This is a genomic window from Pseudomonas mandelii (assembly GCF_024138395.1).
Taxonomy (GTDB): Bacteria; Pseudomonadota; Gammaproteobacteria; order Pseudomonadales; family Pseudomonadaceae; genus Aquipseudomonas; species Aquipseudomonas mandelii_E.
In genome coordinates, this window is the sequence record NZ_JAMYDU010000022.1 from 1 (window position 1) to 21488 (window position 21488).

16 protein-coding genes, 2 pseudogenes and 1 riboswitch are annotated in these 21488 nt (G+C 59.9%); of the genes and pseudogenes, 8 read left to right on the plus strand and 10 right to left on the minus strand.

Annotated features, from left to right (window positions below; genetic code table 11):
• Positions 1-1934 (plus strand): annotated as a pseudogene (locus NHU87_RS23270) (calcium-binding protein); the annotation flags it as partial.
• Between the two features lie 73 nt (positions 1935-2007).
• Here NHU87_RS23270 and NHU87_RS23275 read toward each other — a convergent pair.
• The 5 genes from NHU87_RS23275 to NHU87_RS23295 form a co-directional block, all read right to left on the minus strand.
• Positions 2008-4746 carry a LuxR C-terminal-related transcriptional regulator gene (locus NHU87_RS23275; RefSeq protein ID WP_253552776.1) on the minus strand — a complete coding sequence of 913 codons (2739 nt, stop codon included), beginning with the start codon at positions 4744-4746 and terminating at the stop codon, positions 2008-2010.
• Between the two features lie 410 nt (positions 4747-5156).
• Entirely contained in the window at positions 5157-6521 is a 1365-nt protein-coding gene (locus NHU87_RS23280; protein WP_253552778.1) for a DUF1329 domain-containing protein, read from the minus strand.
• A 28-nt stretch (positions 6522-6549) separates the two neighbouring features.
• Positions 6550-8439, minus strand: a complete 1890-nt coding sequence (locus tag NHU87_RS23285) for a DUF1302 domain-containing protein (protein ID WP_253552780.1) — start codon at positions 8437-8439, stop codon at positions 6550-6552.
• A 334-nt stretch (positions 8440-8773) separates the two neighbouring features.
• Positions 8774-10456, minus strand: coding sequence for a fatty acid--CoA ligase (locus NHU87_RS23290; protein ID WP_253552782.1), 1683 nt, complete (start codon positions 10454-10456; stop codon positions 8774-8776).
• A gap of 274 nt (positions 10457-10730) precedes the next feature.
• Positions 10731-11360 carry a LysE family translocator gene (locus NHU87_RS23295; RefSeq protein WP_253552784.1) on the minus strand — a complete coding sequence of 210 codons (630 nt, stop codon included), beginning with the start codon at positions 11358-11360 and terminating at the stop codon, positions 10731-10733.
• Positions 11361-11642: 282 nt separating this feature from the next.
• Here NHU87_RS23295 and NHU87_RS23300 point away from each other — a divergent pair, with 282 nt between their 5' ends.
• The 3 genes from NHU87_RS23300 to NHU87_RS23310 all read left to right on the plus strand — a co-directional run bounded on the left by NHU87_RS23300 (position 11643) and on the right by NHU87_RS23310 (position 14615).
• Positions 11643-12608 carry a 2-hydroxyacid dehydrogenase gene (locus NHU87_RS23300; protein WP_253552786.1) on the plus strand — a complete coding sequence of 322 codons (966 nt, stop codon included), beginning with the start codon at positions 11643-11645 and terminating at the stop codon, positions 12606-12608.
• A gap of 33 nt (positions 12609-12641) precedes the next feature.
• Positions 12642-13640 carry a class I SAM-dependent methyltransferase gene (locus tag NHU87_RS23305; RefSeq protein ID WP_253552787.1) on the plus strand — a complete coding sequence of 333 codons (999 nt, stop codon included), beginning with the start codon at positions 12642-12644 and terminating at the stop codon, positions 13638-13640.
• 174 nt (positions 13641-13814) lie between these two features.
• A riboswitch (yybP-ykoY riboswitch) is annotated at positions 13815-13939 on the plus strand.
• Between the two features lie 91 nt (positions 13940-14030).
• Positions 14031-14615: a TMEM165/GDT1 family protein gene (locus tag NHU87_RS23310; RefSeq protein ID WP_253552868.1), complete on the plus strand. Its 585-nt coding sequence runs from the start codon at positions 14031-14033 to the stop codon at positions 14613-14615.
• Between the two features lie 146 nt (positions 14616-14761).
• Here NHU87_RS23310 and NHU87_RS23315 read toward each other — a convergent pair whose 3' ends face one another.
• Positions 14762-15577 carry a M48 family metallopeptidase gene (locus NHU87_RS23315; protein ID WP_253552788.1) on the minus strand — a complete coding sequence of 272 codons (816 nt, stop codon included), beginning with the start codon at positions 15575-15577 and terminating at the stop codon, positions 14762-14764.
• Positions 15578-16942: 1365 nt separating this feature from the next.
• On the opposite strand from NHU87_RS23315, the pseudogene NHU87_RS28710 reads away from it, so the two are divergent.
• Both NHU87_RS28710 and NHU87_RS28715 read left to right on the plus strand, forming a co-directional pair.
• Positions 16943-17140 (plus strand): annotated as a pseudogene (locus NHU87_RS28710) (HAMP domain-containing protein); the annotation flags it as partial.
• 111 nt (positions 17141-17251) lie between these two features.
• Positions 17252-17995: a methyl-accepting chemotaxis protein gene (locus NHU87_RS28715; RefSeq protein ID WP_437180852.1), complete on the plus strand. Its 744-nt coding sequence runs from the start codon at positions 17252-17254 to the stop codon at positions 17993-17995.
• A gap of 121 nt (positions 17996-18116) precedes the next feature.
• Here the strand turns inward: NHU87_RS28715 and NHU87_RS23325 are convergent, their stop codons facing one another.
• From NHU87_RS23325 to NHU87_RS23335, 3 genes are read right to left on the minus strand one after another with little or no spacing between them, the layout of a single operon-like run.
• The gene (locus tag NHU87_RS23325; RefSeq protein WP_038981601.1) at positions 18117-18740 is read right to left on the minus strand and encodes an SOS response-associated peptidase; all 624 of its coding nucleotides are present in this window, start codon (positions 18738-18740) and stop codon (positions 18117-18119) included.
• A 35-nt stretch (positions 18741-18775) separates the two neighbouring features.
• Entirely contained in the window at positions 18776-19036 is a 261-nt protein-coding gene (locus NHU87_RS23330; protein WP_253552790.1) for a putative signal transducing protein, read from the minus strand.
• Between the two features lie 9 nt (positions 19037-19045).
• Positions 19046-19228: a CPXCG motif-containing cysteine-rich protein gene (locus tag NHU87_RS23335; protein WP_237885268.1), complete on the minus strand. Its 183-nt coding sequence runs from the start codon at positions 19226-19228 to the stop codon at positions 19046-19048.
• A 139-nt stretch (positions 19229-19367) separates the two neighbouring features.
• Between NHU87_RS23335 and NHU87_RS23340 the strand changes: the two genes are divergently transcribed.
• Positions 19368-20534, plus strand: coding sequence for a 1-acyl-sn-glycerol-3-phosphate acyltransferase (locus NHU87_RS23340; protein WP_253552791.1), 1167 nt, complete (start codon positions 19368-19370; stop codon positions 20532-20534).
• 166 nt (positions 20535-20700) lie between these two features.
• Here the strand turns inward: NHU87_RS23340 and NHU87_RS23345 are convergent, their stop codons facing one another.
• Positions 20701-20979 carry a hypothetical protein gene (locus NHU87_RS23345; protein WP_253552793.1) on the minus strand — a complete coding sequence of 93 codons (279 nt, stop codon included), beginning with the start codon at positions 20977-20979 and terminating at the stop codon, positions 20701-20703.
• A gap of 193 nt (positions 20980-21172) precedes the next feature.
• Between NHU87_RS23345 and NHU87_RS23350 the strand changes: the two genes are divergently transcribed.
• Positions 21173-21379, plus strand: a complete 207-nt coding sequence (locus NHU87_RS23350; RefSeq protein WP_007939788.1) for a hypothetical protein — start codon at positions 21173-21175, stop codon at positions 21377-21379.
• Positions 21380-21488 lie beyond the last annotated feature (109 nt).

Genomic DNA, 21488 nt, shown 5'->3' on the forward strand with positions numbered 1-21488 from the left:
GCGGCAGCGGCGACGACACCTACGTCATCGACAACGTCGCCGACAAGGTCACCGAACTGGCTGATGAAGGCCGCGATTTGATCCGCACCGCGGTGAGCTACACCCTCTCGGCCAATATCGAAGACGGCGTGCTGCTCGGCGCGGCGGTCTTGAACCTCACGGGCAATGAGCTCGATAACAGCCTCACCGGCAACGCCGCCGCCAACCTCCTCGACGGCAAGGCCGGCGCCGATACCCTCGATGGCGGCGCGGGCGCCGACCTGATGATCGGCGGCTCCGGCAACGACACCTACATCGTCGACAACCTCAAAGACGTGATCACCGAGACCAGCACCCTGGCGAGTGAAATCGATACCGTACGTTCCTCGGTCAGTTGGACCCTGAGTGCCAACGTGGAAAATCTCATCCTTGCCGGGACCAATAATCTCAACGGAGTCGGCAACGCCCTGGACAACGTACTGAATGGCAACAGTGGGAACAACGTGCTCAACGGTGGCGCGGGGCTGGATACGCTGAGCGGTGGTGCTGGCGACGACACCTATGTCCTCGACCAATTCGGCGAATTGTCGCTGTTGCAGGAAACTGCCGATCAGGGTCGCGACCTGCTGAACATCAGCTACGCCTCGACCCCGACCACCAGCACCGTCGACCTCAGCCAAAACAACCTGCAGAATGTCGAGAACGTCACCCTCACTGGCCTCGGTGCCTTCACCGTGATCGGCAACGACCTGAACAACATCCTGCTCGGCAATGCCTACGTCAACGACTTGCAAGGCGGGGGCGGCAATGACTGGCTGGATGGCGGCGTGGGCGCGGACGTCCTCAGCGGCGGCAGTGGTGATGACACCTATGTCATTACTGATAACGCCACTAATGTCACCGAATTGGCGGATGAAGGCCGCGACCTGATCCGCACGACGGTGAGCTATATCCTGTCGGCCAACGTCGAAGACGGCGTGCTGCTCGGTGCGACCGCGTTGAACCTCACAGGTAATGAGCTCGACAACAGTCTCATCGGCAACGCCGCCGCCAACCTCCTCGACGGCAAGGTTGGCGCCGACACCCTGGACGGCGGTGCCGGCAACGATACCTACATCGTTGACAATGTCGGCGATACGGTGATCGAACGCGGCACCTCGCTGGCCGAGATCGACACGGTCCTGTCGTCTATCAGCTACACACTGGGCAGCAACCTCGAGAACCTGACCCTCACCGACAGCGACAACCTCGACGCCACCGGCAACGCCTTGGGCAACCGTTTGACTGGCAACAGCGGCAACAACGTTCTGGACGGTGGAACCGGTGCCGACGTGATGATCGGCGGCAGCGGCAATGACACCTACGTCGTCGATAACCTCAAGGACGCGGTCACCGAAACCAGTACCCTGGCGAGCGAAATCGACACCGTGCGCTCTTCGGTGAGCTGGACCTTGGGTACCAACCTGGAAAACCTCACCCTCACCGGCAGCAATAACCTCAACGGTGCCGGCAACACTCTGAATAACGTGCTGACCGGCAATAGCGGCAACAACCTGCTCAATGGCGGAGCGGGCAATGACCTGCTCGACGGTGGCATCGGCAATGACCTACTGGTGGGAGGTCTGGGCGCAGACACTCTCACGGGCGGCGCTGGTGCCGATCGGTTTGTTTTCAATTTGCTGAGCGAGCTGGGCAAATGGACAAACAGTGACGTCATCACCGACTTCAGCAGCCTGCAGGGCGACAAGATTGACCTGTCGAAACTCGATGCCAATATCCTCACCACTGCGTTCAACGCCTTCACTTTCATTGACTCGAATGCATTCACAGGAGCGGGACAACTGCGTTTCGAAGATCATGTGCTGTACGGCAACGTCAACGGCACGCTGGGTGCAGACTTCGAAATCCAGCTAGTAGGCGTGGACACCTTTAGTGCCAACGATCTGGTGGCGTGACAACGGCAATACCATGAAAAACGCCCCGACTTGTTCGGGGCGTTTTTCTTTAAGAGATGCAATGGTCCCTCAGCTAAACCAACACCCCCAATTCCTTCGCCCTTGCCACCGCTTGGGTCCTGCGTTCTACCCCCAACTTACTGTTGATATGACTGGCATGAGTCTTCACGGTGTGCAGCGAAATGAACAACTGATCGCTGATTTCCTGGTTCGAACACCCTTGGGCGATCAGTCGCAGAACGGCCAGTTCACGCGTACTGAGTTGTTCGGCAGCAGGCGATGATTCCACTACCGGCCGGGAGGCCATGGCTGGAAGTTTTTCCGAGAGGCTCTGCGAAACGGCCGTGGACGCACAGAGTTGAAGTTGCCCGCGCAGCCAGTCCGGGTGTTCGGCCAACAACTGGTCAAACGGTTGCAGGACACCACCGGCGGCTGCTTCCAAAGCCTGGGTCAATGCCTTGCGAGCCTCGGATTCGCGCCCGCCCGCCAGCAACAGCATGATTTTCTGATTCAGCGCCATCACGCTGAGCATCTGCCGGCCGCTGTGCTGACCGTGTTCATGCAATGCATTCAAGCGCCCTTCAGCGAGCATGGGCTGGCCTTTCATCACATCCAGCACCGCCTGTTGCAGTTCAATGTGCAGCGGCAGTTGTGGATGGAATTCCGGCGGAGCCGCTGGCTGCTCGCCGTTGTAGGTCTGGCCCAGTCGCGCGAGCCAGGCTTCGGCGAGGTCGGTACGGCCCTGGGCCAGCCAGAGTTCGCATTTGACCAGGGTGATCATCGCCAGGTAGTAAATCGGCGGGACGTCCCAGATGTGCATCAGGCGCTCGGCCTCGGCGAGTTCGGCGAAGGCTTTGGCGAACTCGCCACTGCTGCCCTCCAGACGGGCAATCACGCAGTGGCCGATCAGCACACTGATGTCGCGACAGGCACGCGCTTCGGCCAAACCCGCGAGCAAACGCGCCCGCGCGGCCTGGGGTTGCAAGCGCAGCGCCAGCAAAAAACCCTCGTATAAGGTCAACCGTGCACGCACTGCATAAAGCCGTTGCGGGGATAAGCCTTGCAGGCGTTGCAGCCCTTGGCGGACTTCATCCAGTGAGCGAAGAATCTCCCCACGGGCTTGCAGCACGCGGGCGCGGTCGTAATGGGCCAGCGCCTCGAACAGCGGATTGCCGACTCGTTGTGCCAGTTCAAGGGATTCACGATTCAGCCCCCGGGCACGCCAGAGGTCGCTGTCGGCAATGGCCAGGTTCGACAATGTAGAGAGGCACATCAGGCGCTGCCCATAGCGTTTGGCCGGCAGGCTCTCCAGCGCTTCGGTGCAATACAGCAGCGTCAGTTCACGATTGCCTCGCCCCCGGGCAATGATGCCGCTCAGGGCTAGCCATTGCGCCAGCATGGACTTTTGAGCAGTGGCCGACGGCGCTGGCAGGAAGCGGCTCAAGTGGCTGGCCAGTTCCTCGGCTGCGTCCAGTTGGCAGGCCAGGCCCAATGCCCAACTGTAGAGCACGATCAGCCGTGGCGTGCTGATCAGCAGGCTGTCGGGCAAGTCCATTTTCCAGCGCAGCAGCATGCCGACGTTCTGCTCGGCCAGCAGCTGTTCTTCAGAGAGGTTTTGTACCAGATTCGCCGCAACATCCAGATGCCCGGCACGCAACGCCTGCTCTACCGCCTCATCGAGTAACCCTTGAGCGTTGAACCAGCGGCAGGCACGCAGATGCAGGCTGGCTGTCGGCACCATCGCCTGAGCGGTGGGCCGGCTGCGCAGCAGGTCGGAAAACAGGTGGTGATAGCGATACCAGTGACCGTGTTCGTCCAGCGGCACCAGAAACACCTGATGCGCCAGTAGGAAACGCAGGATCTCGGCACTGTCATGGGCTTCGCGCACGGCGTCGCACAACTCGCTGCAAAAGCGCTCTTGAGGCGCGGTGTCATACAGGAATGACTGCACCTCGGCGGGCAGGCAATCGATGACCTCTTCGAGCAGGTAATCGCGAATCAGCCCTTCCCCACCGTACAGCGATTGAGGTAATGCGCTCTCGCTGCCCGCCTCGGAGGCCGCCAGCAACCAGAAGCGCAGCCCGGCCACCCACCCCTCGCTGCGCTGGATCAAACTCTCCAGCGCCTCGCCACGCAATGAAATGCTGTGCCGATCAAGCAGGCTCAGGGCTTCATCGTGGGTCAGTCGAAGATCCTGTTCATGCAACTCGAGCAGTTGCCGCGACAGTCGCAGGCGTGCCAGATGCCAGTCGGGACGTTGCCGACTGGTGACCATGACCAGCAGACCATCGGGTAAATGATTGAGAAAAAATTGCAGGCAACGATCAAGCACCGGGCTCTGGGCCAGATGATAGTCATCGAGCACCAGCAACAGCGGCGTACCGGGTGAAAGGTGCACAGCCAGTTCATCGAGCAAACCGTCCAGCCATTCTTCGAAGGCGAACGGCTGATGACGCTGGCGCATTTTCAGCAGCCCCAGCGCTTGGCTGCCCAGTTGCGGAAAATACTCCTGAAGGCCTTCGAGCAAACGCTCAAGAAAACGGCCGGGATCGTTGTCCCGCGGGCTTAACCCCAGCCACAGGCTTTGCCAGTGATCGGGCAACCCCTGGCAAAACTCCACCGCCAACGAACTCTTGCCGAACCCCGCTGGCGCACTGACCAGCAACAGCCTGCCACCGAGGCCGGCGCTCAGACGCTCGCACAAACGCGGCCGCAGCACATGGCCGTCGGGCAGCGGAGGCCGGAAAAAGCGCCCGTCCAATGTGGCGACGGCAACACTTGCAGGGCCCGGAAGTGGGGACAGATCGGTCATGGCCGGCTCTTGTTTGAAATGCTGATGGCGGCGTTATGTCCGCAGCCTAGCCGTAAACGAAGAGCTATTGAAGGTTATTGCTACAAATGGCTACAAAAAGACTACGAACAGAAGCGTCGGTAAACCGGACCAGCCACACCAGGCTCGTAGCAGCTGCCGAGCTTGCGAGGCTGCGTTCGGCTGCGAAGCAGTCGTGAATCCGGCTAACGCGGTTTGCCTGACGTATTGCAATCTCTGGTTTTACGACTGCTTCGCAGCCGAACGCAGCCTCGCTGGGGCTCGACAGCTGCTACAGCCGAACGCAGCCTCGCAAGCTCGGCAGCTGCTACAACGATCTTTATGAACTTCAAAAAAAACGCCCCGAACCAGTCGGGGCGTTTTTCGAGGATGCGGCCTCGGTTTACAACGTATTAGCGAACGCCTTCCTGACGCAAGGCTGCCGGGGTGAAGTCTGCGGTGCTGGCAGTGAAGCCGAAGTTATATGCCGACTTCTCTTCGTTCTTCATGCCCAGAGCCAGGTAGCGGCCCGATTGCAGGTCGTACAAGGTTTCGAGGGTATACCACGGCACTTGCTTGTCGTAGTAGTTCTGGGAGTGAGCCTCGGCAACGCGCCACAGTTGCCCGCGACCGTCGTAGTGGTCGACCACCGCCGCCTGCCAGGTGTCTTCGTCGATGTAGAAGTCACGTTTGGCGTAGATGTGGCGCTGACCTTCCTTCAGGGTTGCGACCACATGCCAGACCCGACGCAGCTCATAGCGAGCCAGGTCCTGGTTGATGTGACCGGCCTTGATGATGTCGGCGTACTTCAATTTCGGATCATCGAGCTTGTAGCTGTCGGAGGCGATGTACATCTCTTTCTTGCCTTCGAGCTTCCAGTCGTAGCGATCCGGCGCACCGTTGTACATGTCCAGGTTGTCGGAGGTACGCAGGCCATCGGCCGCGGTACCCGGCCCGTCATAGGACACTTGCGGCGCACGACGCACACGGCGTTGCCCGGCGTTGTAGACCCACGCCGAACGCGGTTCCTTAACCTGGTCGAGGGTTTCGTGTACCAGCAGCACGCCACCGGCCAGACGTGCCGGCGCGGTCACTTTCTGCTTGAAGTAGAACAGAATGTTGCCCGGATTTTTTGGGTCGTAATCCTTCATCCTGTCGCGGAACACGAACTGGTCCTCGAAGTACACGAGGCTGAACGAGCCGTTCGGCTGCGGTGTGGCCTGGGTTATCAGGCGGGTCACACTGCCGCCGCGATAACGGGTGATATGGTTCCAGATGACTTCAACGCCGCTTTTCGGAATCGGGAACGGGATCGCGGTTTCGAAGTTTTCCAGACCGTTGCCGCCGGACACCAGATTAGTGTTGGTGGCGTTCTTCTTGATCGAGGCAAACACCTCGTCCGGCACGGTGGCACCGCGATGGGACGGGTAGACCGGCATCTTGAAGGTTTCCGGGTAGCGCTTGAACATCGCGTACTGGCCCGGCGCGAGCTTGTCCTTGTATTGGTCGACGTTTTGCGCAGTGATGGTGAGCAGCGGTTTTTCACTCGGGAACGGGTCAGCCAGGAAACCCTTGCTGTCCACGGCACCGGCGTTTTTCGGCATCGGTTTCCAGGCCGGGATCGAACCGTCGGCGTTGCCCGCCATCTCGGCGCCCATCGGGGTCAGGCTCTTGCCCAGCTTGTCCGCTTCGGCCGCCGGGACCGCCGCCATGACACCAGTTGCCAGCAGCGAAAGCCCCAGAACGCCAACGTGGAACAGACTCTTTGTTATTTTCATAAATGTGTTCGTCCTGAAAATACAGTGCTTAGAAGTTCACGCCGAAGCTGAGCGCAACAAAGTCGCGATCATCCACGGTGGTGTACTTGCCGTCGAAGAAGTTGGTGTAGGCCAGGCTCGCGGTGTAGGTGTTCTGGTATTCGGCATCGACACCCAGGCTCACCGCTTTACGACCTTCCTCGAAGTTGCCGCCAGGGCCAGGCGAATAACCGCTCACGTCGTGGGACCAGGCCACGTTCGGCTTGAGGTTCACACCGGCGAATACGTCGTTGTATTCCCAGATGGCGCGACCGCGATAACCCCACGACATCGCGGTGGTAAAGCCCTCGTCGTCGCAGTTGCGGCTGCGGTTGTTGGTAGCAGCACCCGGGCCAGCACCGTTGATGGTGCTGGTGTTGAGGATCGCCGAGCAGGTGTTGAGGCCGCCGGTTGCCGGCAGTTCACCAGGCCCGTAGACCGGGTCACGGCCGTAACGAATGTCGGAGCTGCTTTCCAGGCCGCCAACATGGGTCACGCCCACTTCGCCCACCAGGGTCAGACGGCTGGCGCCCATGACCTGATCGAAGAAGTGCGTCAGAGTGGTCTGGAACTGGGTGATTTCTTTGCGGCGATAGCCGTGCAGATCCTGACCCGGTATACCCGGGAGCAGTGAAGCGTTGGCCAAGGCACCGCCCAATGGGCGCACGCCAGCGAACAGGATGTCGGTGGAATTGAGCTGCACCGGCGCATTCGGACGGTAGCTGATCTCACCGCTCCAGGCCGTACCGGTAGGCAGGGTGGTGGAGAAGCTCAAGCCGTAGAGGCGGATGTCTTCCGGGTACTCGACGAAGTATTCGGAATTACCTGCGACCACCAGCGGCCCCAGCGCGCGGAACGCCGCCGGCAAAGCTGCCACGCCGTTGTAGATCGATTGCGGAGCACCTGTGGCGCTGAAAATCGGCGCCCGACTGTGGTAGTTCATGAAGTACGCGCCGAACTCGGTATCGAGCGGTTCGAACATGTACTTCAAGGACGCGCCCCACTGGCCGCTGTCCCGCGCATCGCGGTCGGGACCACGACGCACCAGCACACCTTCTTCGTTGACGTCGACGCCCGCGGCGGCCAATGGGCCCAATGCGATGGCCGGAATGGTCGAACGCTTGTTCAGCACACGCAGGTTGTTGTCGCAGCCGTCGGCAATGATGTCCGGCTGGGAGAAGAAGGTGCCGCAGTTATCGACAACCGTCTGGTCCCATTCGAGCTGATAGAAAGCCTCGGCCGACAGGTTGTCGGTCAGGCTCTGGGAGACGTAGAACATGTTGACCGGGATCAGACCTTCCTTGACCTCGGCGCCGGGACGACGGAACGCAGACACGTCGATCGGGTTGATCGAGTTGATGCCGCCGCCAATGAAGGTACTTTCACCCCAGCTCACAACCTGCTTGCCCAGACGCACGGAACCCGGCTGATCGGCAATGGCGTAGTTGTGGTAGACGAAGGCGTCGAGGATCTGGCCGCCGGCGGACTTGGCGCCTTCCTTGCGATTTTCGTCGCTGATGTCCTTGAACTCGCGGCTTTCATCCTTGAGTTCGAAGTCGTACCAGTATTTGCCCCGGACGAAGACACCAGTGTCGCCGTATTTCAATTCAAGGTCATGGATGCCCTTGAAGATCTTCGAAAAAGTTTCGCCGCTCTTGAAGTTGTTGTGACCGTCATCGGACGTCTGGGACAGGCCGTGGCCCCCGTTATTGACACCGATGAGGTTCTTGTTCGGGCTCTGAGTAGACCAACTGGCTCCGATCGACAGGGATGAGTCGAATTGACCTTCGATCTCACCGACGTTGAAACTGACGCCGAATGCAGGCCCGGCGAGCGAAGAGGCGAGACTGACTGCCAGGGGCAGTTTCGCCCGGCGCCAGAACTGGTTTACTGATGTCATCGACGCTACTCCATGTGCATTATTGTTATGGCTGAGTACTTTTAAAAACGTTGTGGGTGACCGGAAGCCAAGCGGCTCCGACGTCACTCCAAAGTTGCATCGCCCCGTTTTGTGCGCGCTCCGTTCTTAAAAATTCCTTGAGCGGACTATAGCCAGCAGGTAGTAGTGCTTGATCCCTCTAAAGTGTGATTTGCAGCTGCCGGCCACTCTGGAACAGTCCTTTCGCCAGTCCGACACATGTCGGCACGGCAAGGATGGCTGAAAATTTGGATTTCACAAGCCAAGCGCTTGCTTGGTGGGTCTGGCGCGCCGTTTTCGACGCGCCAGATGACGCTTAAAGCGTCGAGAGGAAGGTACTGTTGTTGGCCTGCCATTCGGTGATGTCGACGCGGATGCGCTTCTTGTCGAGCTTACCGACACTGGTCTTGGGAATTTCAGTAACAATGGCGATCTGGCTCGGGATGGCCCACTTGCTCAGGTGCCCCTGCTCAACGAATGGCTTGAGGTGTTCCTTGAGCTCTTTTGCCCCGATCTCATGCCCTTCCTTGACTACCAGCAGCGCAAACGGCCGCTCGCCCCACTGCGGATCGGCGATGCCCACCACTGCTACTTCGCGTACCGCGGGGTGGCGGCTGATCAAGTCTTCCAGGTCCAGGGAGGAGATCCACTCGCCGCCGGTCTTGATCACGTCCTTGATCCGGTCGCGAATGTCGATCACGCCCATGCTGTCCAGGGTCGCCACGTCGCCGGTGTGCAGCCAGCCCCCGGCCCAGAGCTCGGCGCCTTTCTCTGGCTCGTTGAAATAACCCTCGGAGAGCCACGGCGCACGCAGCACCAATTCGCCCTGGGTCTCGCCATCGGCAGGCAGGAAGTTGCCGTCGGTATCGACGATCGCCGCCTCGACCAACGGCCCCGGCACACCGGCCTTGATCCGGTACGTGGTGCGTTCGTCTTCGGTGCCGGCCATCAGCTCATCGTTGAGGTGAGCGCATGAGACCAATGGCCCGGTTTCCGACATGCCATACGCGGCGGTCAATTGAATGCCCTTGGCCTTGGCGGCTTCGTACAGTGCATGATTCAGCGCACTGCCGCCGATGACTATTTTCCAGCCGCCGAAATCGGTGTTTTGCGCGGCCTTGGCATTGAGGATCATCTGCAGAATGGTTGGCACGCAGTGGGAAAAACTCACCTTCTCCTTGCGCCAAAGCTCTACCAGATACTCGGGATCGTAACGGCCCGGATAGACCTGTTTGAGCCCGAGCATGGTCGCTACATACGGCAAACCCCAGGCATGCACATGGAACATCGGCGTGATCGGCATGTACACATCGTTGGTGCCCAGCAGGCGCACGCTGTCGATGGAACCCATGATGGTCGACACGCCCATGGTATGCAGGACCAGTTGGCGGTGGGTGAAATACACACCTTTGGGGTTACCGGTGGTGCCGGTGGTGTAGAACGTGGTGGCGACCGAGTTTTCGTCGAAGTCTTCAAAGTCGTACTGCGGGCTCGCGGCGGCCAGCAGTTGCTCGTACTCGCCGACAAGGTTCGGCAGGTCGGCGGTTTTTTCCGGCAAGTCGGTCAGCAGCAGGGTTTTCTCCACCGTGGTCAGCTGCCCGGCAATCGCCTGGTACAACCCGACGAACTCGCTGTTGACCAGCACGAAGCGGTCCTCGGCGTGGTTCATGGTGTAGAGAATCTGTTCCGGCGACAGGCGCACGTTGATGGTGTGGATTACTGCACCGATCATCGGGATGGCAAACATGCATTCCAGGTAGCGATGGCTGTCCCAGTCCATCACTGCCACGGTATCCCCGGCCTTCACGCCGGCGGCTGTCAGCACGTTGGCCAGCCGCGCGACCCGCTCGATCAGGGTCGGATAGGTGTAACGCAACTGATCACGGTAAATGATCTCGCGGGTTTTTTCGTAACGAGCGCCCGACATCAACAGCCGTTTAATCAACAGCGGATACTGGTAAGCGCCCTCGGCTGGAGGGATAACGCGAGTCTGCAACATAAGAGTCCCTTTTCTGACTGCACGGTCTTGGCTTTTAAAGCTAAGCACTCTAGAGCCCTTGAGCGCCAGCCAAATCAGCCGAAGGGATGATTTGCACAACTGTATAAATGCTAGCTTTGCGCCAGCATTTGCAGGTACGAACGTGCAGCTTAACCCCGCGTAGGAGCTGCCGCAGGCTGCGATCTTTTGATCTTCAGAGGTAGCGAAAGTCGCCAAGATCAAAAGATCGCAGCCTGCGGCAGCTCCTACGGGGTTTTGTGCCTATTTCAGGAAATCAGTGCATCTCGGTGAACGCGAGTTTCACGCCGATGGCGATCAGCACCGCGCCCATGGTCCGGTCGAACCAGTGGCCCATGCGGGCGAAACCGGCGCGCACGCGCTGTTGGCTGAACAGCATCGCCACCAGGCAGAACCAGACTGCCGTCGCCACCGCCAGATAAATCCCGTAACCGGCCTGTACCGCCAATGGCGTGTGCGGGTTGATCACCACGGTGAACAGCGACAGGAAAAACAGCGTGGCTTTCGGGTTCAGGCCATTGGTCACAAATCCCGAAGTGAAGGCGCCACGCGCGGTACGTTCGCCGGCCTCCTGGTGCAGGTCGTCAGCCGCAGGTGGGGCCGGTTGTGCACGCAGGGCCTTGAAGCCGATGTACAGCAGGTACGCGGCGGCGGCCCATTTCAAGGCGTTGAACAGCACGATCGACTGAGACACGATCAGCCCGATACCCAACAGCGAATAACCGACGTGCAGGAAAATCGCCGAGCCAACGCCCAGCGCCGTCCAGGTTCCGGCACGACGACCGTGGGTCACGCTCTCACGCACCACTACGGCGAAGTCCGGGCCGGGACTGGCGACGGCCAGCAGGTGAATCAGGGCGACGGTCAAAAACTCTGTCCAGTACATCGGGGCTCCTTTTGGGCAGGGCGATCAATTGAAATTTTTCCAAGGATGAACCACACCCATGGCATCTGTGAAATCTGTGGCCACCGCAATCTGTGCATTCCTGTAGGAGCGAGGCTTGCCCGCGAAGAACGATAACGCGGTGCATCAGATACACCGCGGTGCTTGCTTCGCGGGCAAGCCTCGCTCCTACAGCGAACGCAGCCTTCGGCAGCATTACCAATTGTTTCATCTGGTAGGCTCGGCAGATTACGCCTTCAGTTCAATGCACAAAAGGTACAGTTGATGACGAACTCTCGCCGCGCCGTTTTCCTCGACCATCCGTCCCTGGACCTCGGCGACCTCGATCTCAACCCACTTCGTGAGTGTTTCAGCGACTTGCAGCTGTTCGCGCAAACCACGCCTGATCAGGTGATCGAACGCCTAAAGGGCGCTACTGTCGCGATCAGCAACAAAATCCCGATCGATGCGGCGGCCATGGCGGCCAGCCCCGAGCTGAAGCTGATCCTGATCACCGCCACCGGTACCAACAACGTCGACCTCGCCGCCGCCCGCGCCCACGGGATTACCGTTTGCAACTGCCAGGGTTACGGCACGCCGTCGGTGGCTCAGCACACAATCATGTTGTTGCTGAATCTGGCGACGCGCCTGGCCGATTATCAAAAAGCCGTCGCCGAAGGTCGCTGGCAACAAGCTAAACAGTTCTGCCTGCTGGACTATCCGATCGTCGAACTCGAAGGCAAAACCCTCGGCCTGCTCGGCCACGGTGAACTGGGCAGTGCCGTGGCGCGGTTGGCCGAGGCGTTCGGCATGCGCATATTGCTGGGGCAGATTCCGGGGCGCCCTGCCCGACCGGATCGCTTGCCGCTAAGTGAACTGCTGCCGCAAATCGACGCACTGACCCTGCACTGCCCGCTCAACGAACACACTCGCCACCTCATCGGCGCCCGCGAACTGGCCTCGATGAAATCGGGTGCTTTCGTGGTCAACACTGCGCGCGGTGGTTTGATTGACGAGCAGGCGTTGGCCGATGCACTGCGCAACGGTCACTTGGGCGGCGCGGCCACCGACGTATTGAGCGTCGAGCCGCCCACCGCGGGCAATCCGCTGCTGGCCCAGGATATTCCACGATTGATCGTCACCCCGCACAACGCCTGGGGCAGTCGCGAGGCGCGGCAGCGAATCGTTGGCCAGTTGACCGAAAACGCCCAAGGCTACTTCAGCGGTAAAGCGCTGCGGGTCGTCAGTTGATAAACTGCCGCACTTTTTTTCAAGGAGCAGAGTATGGATCCGCGCAGTGAAGTACTGCTTCGTCAGGCTGAGTTATTCCAGGGTCCGGTGCTGCTGGCCGGTTTGCCCGCCGATGATTTGCTGGGCCGCTTGCCCGATGCCCATGGCTGGTGCTGGCACGCCGGTGATCAAGCGGCGCTGGACGCCCGTTTCGCCGAGCGCAGTCATTTCGGCGTGAATGCGCCGGAGCGCGAGTTCGACAGCGCCGTGGTGTTTCTGCCCAAGTCCAAAGACCTGACCGATTACATTCTCAATGCCCTCGCCTCTCGTTTGGCCGGCCGTGAGTTGTATTTGGTGGGCGAAAAGCGCAGCGGCATCGAAGGCGCGGCCAAGCAACTGAACCCTTTCGGTAAACCCCGCAAGCTCGACAGCGCACGGCATTGCCAGCTCTGGCAGGTCACCGTGGCCAATGCACCCGAAGCCAAGTCGCTGGAAAGCCTGGCCCAGGAGTATGAGCTGCCACTGGCCGAAGGCCCATTGAAAGTCATCAGCCTGCCGGGCGTGTTCAGCCACGGTCGACTGGATCGCGGCAGCGCCCTGCTGCTCGAGCATCTGGACAAACTGCCCAGCGGCCACTTGCTGGACTTCGGTTGCGGCGCGGGTGTATTGGGGGCGGCGGTCAAGCGGCGTTATCCGCACAACCAGGTCACCCTGCTCGATGTGGACGCATTTGCCGCCGCCAGCAGTCGCCTGACCCTGGCCGCCAACGGCCTGGACGCCGAGGTCATGACCGGTGACGGCATCGATGCCGCGCCCATGGGTTTGAGCGCGATTCTGAGCAATCCGCCGTTCCATGTCGGCGTACACACCGATTACTTCGCCACCGAGAACTTGCTGCGAAAAGCGGCTAAACATCTGAAAAACGGCGGCGAACTTCGACTGGTAGCGAATAGCTTCCTGAAGTATCAACCGCTGATCGAAGAGCACTTGGGCGTGTGTGCGATCAAGGCTGAAGGACAGGGTTTCCGAATCTACCGGGCCAAGCGCGGCTGATAACACTTTTGCAAAACAGGGCTTACCCCAAGCGCAAATCGGACATGTAGGAGCCAGCGATGCGGCGATCCGACTTGCCGGCGAAGACGCCCTCAAGAGAGCCTTCGCCGGCAAGCCTGGCTCCTACGAAAAGCGGCATTGGGGCTTGCCCAATCGGATTTGCCTAGGCAGAATCCGCTCCGTCCTAGGGGAGTAGTCTCCCACGAGCGCCATGCTCGTCCGGCATACGTCAACATACTTGGTCCTCAGACCATGGCGTATGCGACCCAAGCGTCCGCATCAGACGGATCGCAGGGTTTGACAAGACCTATGACACGAACACCTTACCCGGGGCGGGAAGGCTGTACGTGTCATAGCCGTGTCGACCCGCCCCTTAGGAAAACCCTGATGATGCTGGACTCTCTGCTCGTTCCCACCGCAATCGTTGCCTTAGCCGAAATCGGCGACAAGACGCAACTGCTCGCGCTCATTCTCGCTGCCCGCTTTCGCAAACCCTGGCCAATCATCGCCGGCATCGTCGCCGCGACTCTGGCCAACCACGCGGCAGCCGGTGCGGTAGGCGCCTGGTTCGGCAGCTTCTTCTCGAATGCGACGTTGCACTGGATCCTCGCCGCGAGCTTCACCGCCACGGCCCTGTGGACGCTGGTGCCGGACAAAATGGACGAAGACAAAGCCAGCACCGCCCGCAAATTCGGGCCGTTCCTGACTACATTGATTGCGTTCTTTCTTGCGGAAATGGGCGACAAGACCCAAGTCGCCACCGTGATGCTCGCCGCGCAATACCCGGATTTGTGGCTGGTGATCATCGGCACTACCGTCGGGATGTTGATTGCCAACGTGCCGGTGGTACTGGCAGGTAATTTTGCCGCGGACAAACTCCCCTTGACCCTGATCCGTCGCTTGGCGGCGTCGGCGTTCCTGGTCCTGGCAATTGTTGCGGTGTACAAGGCGATGCAGAGCAGTGGGTGGGTTTGACGCGGTAGGTCAGTAGTACCGCGTTATCGTTCTTCGCGGGCAAGCCACGCTCCCACAGGTTTTCGGTCGATTACATCATTTGTGTACGGCACAAAACCTGTGGGAGCGAGCTTGCTCGCGATGGCGACAGCAGCCTCACCGCATGACTATTTCCTGGCCTGCTCATACAACGGCATCACCTTCGGAATCGCCGCCTGCAAGGCAGCAATCCGACTGGCCGACGCCGGGTGAGTGCTCAAGAATTCTGGCGGTGCGCCATTCGAGGCTTTGCTCATTTTGTTCCAGAGCGAGATCGCGGCGTTCGGGTTGTAACCGGCGCGGGCGGCCAATTCGAGGCCGATCAAGTCTGCCTCGTTTTCATTGCCGCGACTGTTGGGCAAGGTCATGCCGTATTTGGCCACGGTGTCCGCCAGGGCCAGGCCGCCCTCGCCCAGGCCGAACAACGCACCAGCGCCCTGCTTGGCCATTTCGATACCGTAGGCCTTGGACATCGCTTCACGACCGTGTTCGCGCAAGGCGTGAGCGATTTCATGGCCGATGATGGCGGCGATTTCGTCGTCGGTGAGTTGCAGGGTGTCGATCAGCCCGGAGTAGAAAATGATCTTGCCGCCAGGCCCGCAAGAAGCATTGAGATCGTCGCTCTTGATCAGGTTCACTTCCCATTGCCACTGAGCCGAATCCGGACGGAACACCGGCGCCTGGGCAATCAGCCGACTGGAGATCGCCTGAACGCGCTTCGCATTATTACTGGTTTTGTCCAGCACACCTTTGCTGCTCGCCTCCCCGACGGTCTTTTGATAAGACTGGGCGTACATCTGGTTGACCTCGGAGGTCGACAACATGCTGAACATGTATTGCTTGCGCTCAACGCCCACGGCGCCACCGCTGGTGGTGTTGACCGACTGACAACCGGCGAGCAGCAGACCTGCGCTCAGTGCACACAAAACCAATGTCTTATTCATCAAGAAGCTCCCTGGAAACATGCCGGGTATCCTAGGTGGGGATTTGTATCGGCGCCAGATACAACGGACGTGTAACACGTACATTTCAGACAACGCCCTTAATCACCGTAGGAAAAATTTCACATAACAGCGCCCGCCACGGCCGATCACGGTCAGCAATGATTCATTTGCGACATTCAGCACTTCAAAACAGCCAATTCGTTAACACTTCGCTCATGACTCTTCGCCACCCTGCCGATACAGCACCGCAGACGTCCTCTTGCGTGCGGAGCACCCATGAAATTCAAGTCGATCCAGTTTTCCGTTGCCGCCCTGGCCGGCGCCATTGTGCTCAGCGTCGTTGCTGCCTTGGTGCTGTACGCGCTGTTTTCCGGCGCCCGGACCCAAGACATGGTCCAGCAACGGACACAGGCGCAGTTCGAGCAAGTCATCGAACAGCGCCTGACGTCGCTGGCGCAAACCCAGGTCAGCCAGATCCAGCGCGAACTCGAAGCACCGCTGCTGATTGCCGGCGGGCTGGTGCGGGTCAACGCGTTGATCGGTACCCCAGGCGCCGATGGCCAGCCACAATTGAGCCTAAGCCGTGAGCAACTGATCAGTCTGATCAAGGAAAACGTCGCCCGGAACCCGAAAATTCTCGGCACCTACATCGGTTGGGAAAAAAACGCCCTCGACCACAACGACGCGGCCTACGTCGACACTCCAGTGGCCGGCATCGATGCCAGCAACGGGCGCTTCCTGCCGTGGTGGTTCCGCAATGAAGACGGCAGCCTGGGCCTGGACAAACTGGTGGACGTCGACGACCAGAAAACCCTGTCCACCGGCGTGCGCGCCAGCGAGTACTACCTGTGCTCGAAAGAAACCAAAAAATCCTGCGTGATCGATCCGGCGCCCTACAAGGTCGGCGACAAGATCGTCATGCTCGCGTCCTTCATTGAGCCGATCATGCTCGACGGCGCGTTTCAGGGCATCGTCGGCGCCGATCTGTCGGTGAACTTCATCCAGGAAATGCTTCTGGGGGCGAATCAGAAACTGTACAGCGGCGCTGGGGAAATGGCCTTGATCGGCGGTAACGGACGGATCGTCGCCTACACCAAAGACCCAAGCAAGTTCGGCGAAAAGGTCAGCGACATTCTCGACAGCAAACAGATTGCCCACATGGCCAATCTCAAGCGCGGCGAAGTGACTTACACCGTCGACAACGCCCAAGACCGGATCGAGTTGTACTTGCCGTTCGGCATCGGCCAGACCGACGCCCGCTGGACCTTGATGCTGCAACTGCCGCTGAACGCGGTAATGGCCGATCTGCAAAAACTTCAGGGTGACCTGGACGCACAGCGCAAATCCGACACCTTTGGCATGGCCATGGTTGGGCTGTTGATCGCTGGTATCGGTTTGTTGGTGATCTGGCTGGTGGGCCACGGCATTGCCCGGCCACTGAAGCAAATGGTCGCGATGCTCGACGATATTGCCCAAGGCGAAGGCGATCTGACCCGCCGATTGACCAGCGACCGCGCCGACGAATTGGGCTCGATCGCCAAGGGCTTCAACACCTTCCTCGCCAAGTTGCAGGCGATGATCACCCAAGTGGTGACCTCGGTGCAGAGCGTCAGCGATTCGTCGGAACACACCGCCGACATTGCCATTCGCACCAATATCGGTGTGCATAAACAAATGGCCGAGATCGATCAGGTCGCGACCGCCGTGCATGAAATGACCGCCACCGCCCAAGATGTCGCGCGCAACGCGACTCAGGCCGCGCAAGCCGCCAGTCATGCGGATCAGGCAGCGGCGCAGGGCATGCAAATCGTCCGGGATACGTCGAATTCGATTGGCGTTTTGGCCATCGAAATCGGCAAAGCCGTTGGCGTGGTGCAGACCCTGGCGAAGGACAGCGAAAACATCAATGCGATCCTGACGGCCATTCGCGGCATCGCCGAGCAGACCAATCTGCTGGCCTTGAACGCCGCCATCGAAGCCGCGCGGGCCGGTGAACAGGGCCGGGGTTTTGCGGTGGTGGCCGATGAAGTGCGCAACCTGGCGCAGAAAACCCAGAAGGCCACCGAAGAAATCCAGACCATGATCCAGCATCTGCAACAAGGCACCCGCGATGTGGTGCGGGTCATGGAAGACAGCCAGAACCGCACCGATGAAAGTGTGCAGCACGCGGCGAAAGCTGCCGAGGCGCTGGAGACCATTACGCAAGCGGTGTCAGTGATCAACGACATGAACACCCAGATCGCCAGCGCTGCCGAGGAGCAAAGCGCGGTGGCGGACGATATCAACCGTAACGTGATCAACATCGGGCAAGTGGCCAATGAAGTGGCCGGTGGAGCGGATGAATCGAGCGCGGCCAGTGCGGATTTGACCAGGTTGGCGGAACAACAGCGGCGGTTGATCAATCAGTTCAAGGTTTAGGGTTCAATGATCGTTCCCACGCTCTGCGTGGGAATGCAGCCATGGACGCTCCGCGTCCACTGTGACGCAGAGCGTCACGGGATTCATTCCCACGCGGAGCGTGGGAACGATCATTACGCGCTCAACCCGGCGTCAAACACTCCGGCCCATTGAGCTTCGGATCATTCACCAGATTCGCCAGCACCCGCTCACGCAACGCCGCGGGCTCACTGGCCAGCAACGCCTGCAGGGCATGCAATGGGGTTTCGGGATTGAGCCAGGCTTCCTGCCCCGCCGCATCGAGAATCAGCGGCCGACGCTGACTCGAAGCCGGCTGGGTGATCACCGCCGTGCTCAACCACACCTGCTCCTGCACCGGATACGCCTCCCAGATCGCCGCGAAGAACAGCGCCGAGCCCTCCCCCGGGGTCAGCCAGTACGGACGTTTGCGGGTGGTGCCGCGCCATTCGTAAAAACCATTGGCCGGCAGCAGGCAACGACGCAGGCGCAAGGCTTCGCGAAACATCGGTTGTTCGGCAACGGTTTCGGCGCGGGCATGGGCCGGGGTGCGAGACAGGTCGGTCAGCCACGGCGGCGTCAGGCCCCAGCGGGCGCGGGCCAACTCACGTTGCCCGTCTGCGCCGGCACGCAACATCAACACCGAATCGTTGGGGGAGATATTCCACTGGGCCTGCTGATCGGCGGGGAATCCGGGCAGGGCCGCGAAGGCGGGGTTCCAGCGAAACAGGGCATAACGTCCACACATGGGGCAATACGACTCTTGATCAAACGAACGTCAGCCTAACAGACCAGCGTGCCGGGAAAACTGTCCGGTTCATCGCCGGACAGCGGCAGCGCGGCATTGTACGCGGTGATCAACTCCCGGGCGTATTCGGCCTGATCGTTGTCGACCGATAAGCCCAGCAGGCCGAACATGGGCAACTCCCCGGTGGCGCCGACCAAATCACGCCCAACCAGGTGCGCCTCGATGCCCTCGCTGGCGAGCATGCTCTGCAGCAATTCGCCTTCCATCAGGTTTTCCGGTTCGTAGATTCGCTGCATAGACACCTCTCACTCGTTTTCACTGAAAACTTCGAGATGCCATTCCTCGCCGTGAACCTGCAACACAAACGTAACCGGCCGACAACACACCTGACAGTCCTCGATATAGGTCTGATCGCCTCCTGACAGGTCTACAGAAGTCTCAATCACTTCACCACAATACGGACATTCATACTGCGCAGTTTCCAGCATCGCGGTCTCCCAAGTGACTTGTGCGTATAATCGCCGGTCTATTTGCAGGGCTATTTTTGTCTGGCTAACTTTTCAGACCGTGCCCCGTTGGTTTTCGAACAAAACCTTTACTTACCCTAGCCGTTTCTAACAAGAGAGCATGATGGGCGAATTCGATGCCATCCGACCTTACGACGACAGCGAAGTCCCGGCAGTGCTGAACCGGCTGCTCGGTGACAAGGCGTTTCTAGATATCCTCATCCACTTCCGCTTCCCGCGCTATGCCGGTGCCTTCGGCTGGATGCTCAAACCTCTTATAGCGCATCGGCTGCGCCGTGAGTTCGCCGGCATCACGTCGGTGGCCACCTTGCAGGACAAAGTCGAGTTTTACGTCGACCACACCATCGAGCGCGCCACGGACGGGGTGACCTACACCGGCGTGGAGCAATTCAAGTCCGGCAGCGCCTATCTGTTCATCGCCAACCACCGCGACATCGTGATGGACCCGGCTTTCGTCAACTACGCCGTGTACCACGCCGGCCTGCCGACCCCGCGCATCGCCATTGGGGACAACCTGCTGCAAAAGCCTTTTGTCAGCGATTTGATGCGCCTGAACAAGAGCTTCATCGTGCACCGTTCGATCACCGGTCGCCGGGAAAAAATGGCGGCGTATCAGCTGTTGTCGGCGTACATCAACCACTCGATCCGCAACGACTGCGCCTCGATCTGGATCGCCCAGGCTGAAGGCCGGGCCAAGGACGGCGACGACCGCACCGAGTCGGCGATCCTCAAGATGTTCCACATGAGCCGCAAGGACGAGCCGTTCGGCGAAGTCATCCGCTCGCTGAACCTCACCCCGGTGTCGATCAGCTACGAATACGACCCGTGCGACCAGGCCAAGGCCCGCGAGCTATACATCCGCGCCACCACCGGCAGCTACACCAAGGCGCCGGGCGAGGATGACGTCAGCATCGCCAAAGGCATCACCGGTTACAAAGGCCGGGTCCACGTGAACTTCGCTGCGCCTATCACCGAATTATTCGAAGACACCAAGCAATTGGCGATCGAAATGGACAAGCAGATCCTCGGCGGCTACCGGTTGTTCCCGGTGCACTACCTGGCGTATGCGCAGTGGAAAGACGCCGACCCGCAACTGCAGGTGCCGAAAGCGGCCGAGGTGTTTGCGGTGGATGAACTGGCCAAGGCGCAGGAAGAATGGCAGCGTCGGCTGGATGCCTGCCCTGAGGAGCATCGTCCGTTTATGGTGCTGCAATATGCGACGCCGGTGCGTAATCAGTACCGGGTGAAGGCCGGGTTGCCGCTTTAAGCGTTTTTGGCTGGATACGACAACGGCGCCTTCGGGCGCCGTTTCTTTATGCAAGATCAAAAGATCGCAGCCTGCGGCAGCTCCTACGGGGAATTGCGCATACATGTGGAATATCGTGTGTCCTCGGTCAATGTAGGAGCTGCCGCAGGCTGCGATCTTTTGATTTTCAGACGCGCGTGCTGATCCACGACACCAGTAATGCCATCCCGAGGCAGGCGAAGCCGAAGCGGTAGAAAAACCGGTTCATGCGCAGGGTCGCCCAATCCAGCGTTGGCTCTTCACTGGGACGACTTTGGCGCTGCGCCTCGATACTGGCCAAGGCGCGCTGTTCGCGACGACGGGTGGCGTGCAGCAACCAGCCGCCCGGGAAGGCGAACAGCAAAGCCAGCAGGTTGATCAATTTGGCAGGATGAGCGGTAAAGAACGAAATCAATTGCAGCGACATCACAAACCTCAGGCAGACCCAGTGTGGCAGACGCCCAACCGACGACCGCGGCGCGGATTCTACCGAAAGCGCTCCGGCCTGCCCCGGCTTTCCGACAAATAACGAAACCATTTAGCCGATTGCTGTCCTGTGTCACGGCGCCGTCATCTGCATCGGCCACCATGCGCGCCTCGAAACCGACACGGACCCCGTCATGCTCCACGCCGAAAACCAGGACCGCCTCTACCTCATTGCCCAAAGCGACGAACAACAAACCTTAGTCGGCAGCCTCGCCTTCAACGTACAGGACCGGCATTGGCTGGTGTATTGTGCGCTGGGCGGGCATCAACATGCCGACTTGCCGGAAACGGATTTGCTGACGGGGGTGAGTGTTCTGGATTTTTATTCGGAGGCGGCTTGAGCGTCGTGCCCTGTAGGAGCGAGGCTTGCCCGCGAAGGCTTTCTCACATTCAACGTGGATGTTGCCTGACACACCGCCATCGCGAGCAGGCTCGCTCCCACAATTGAAT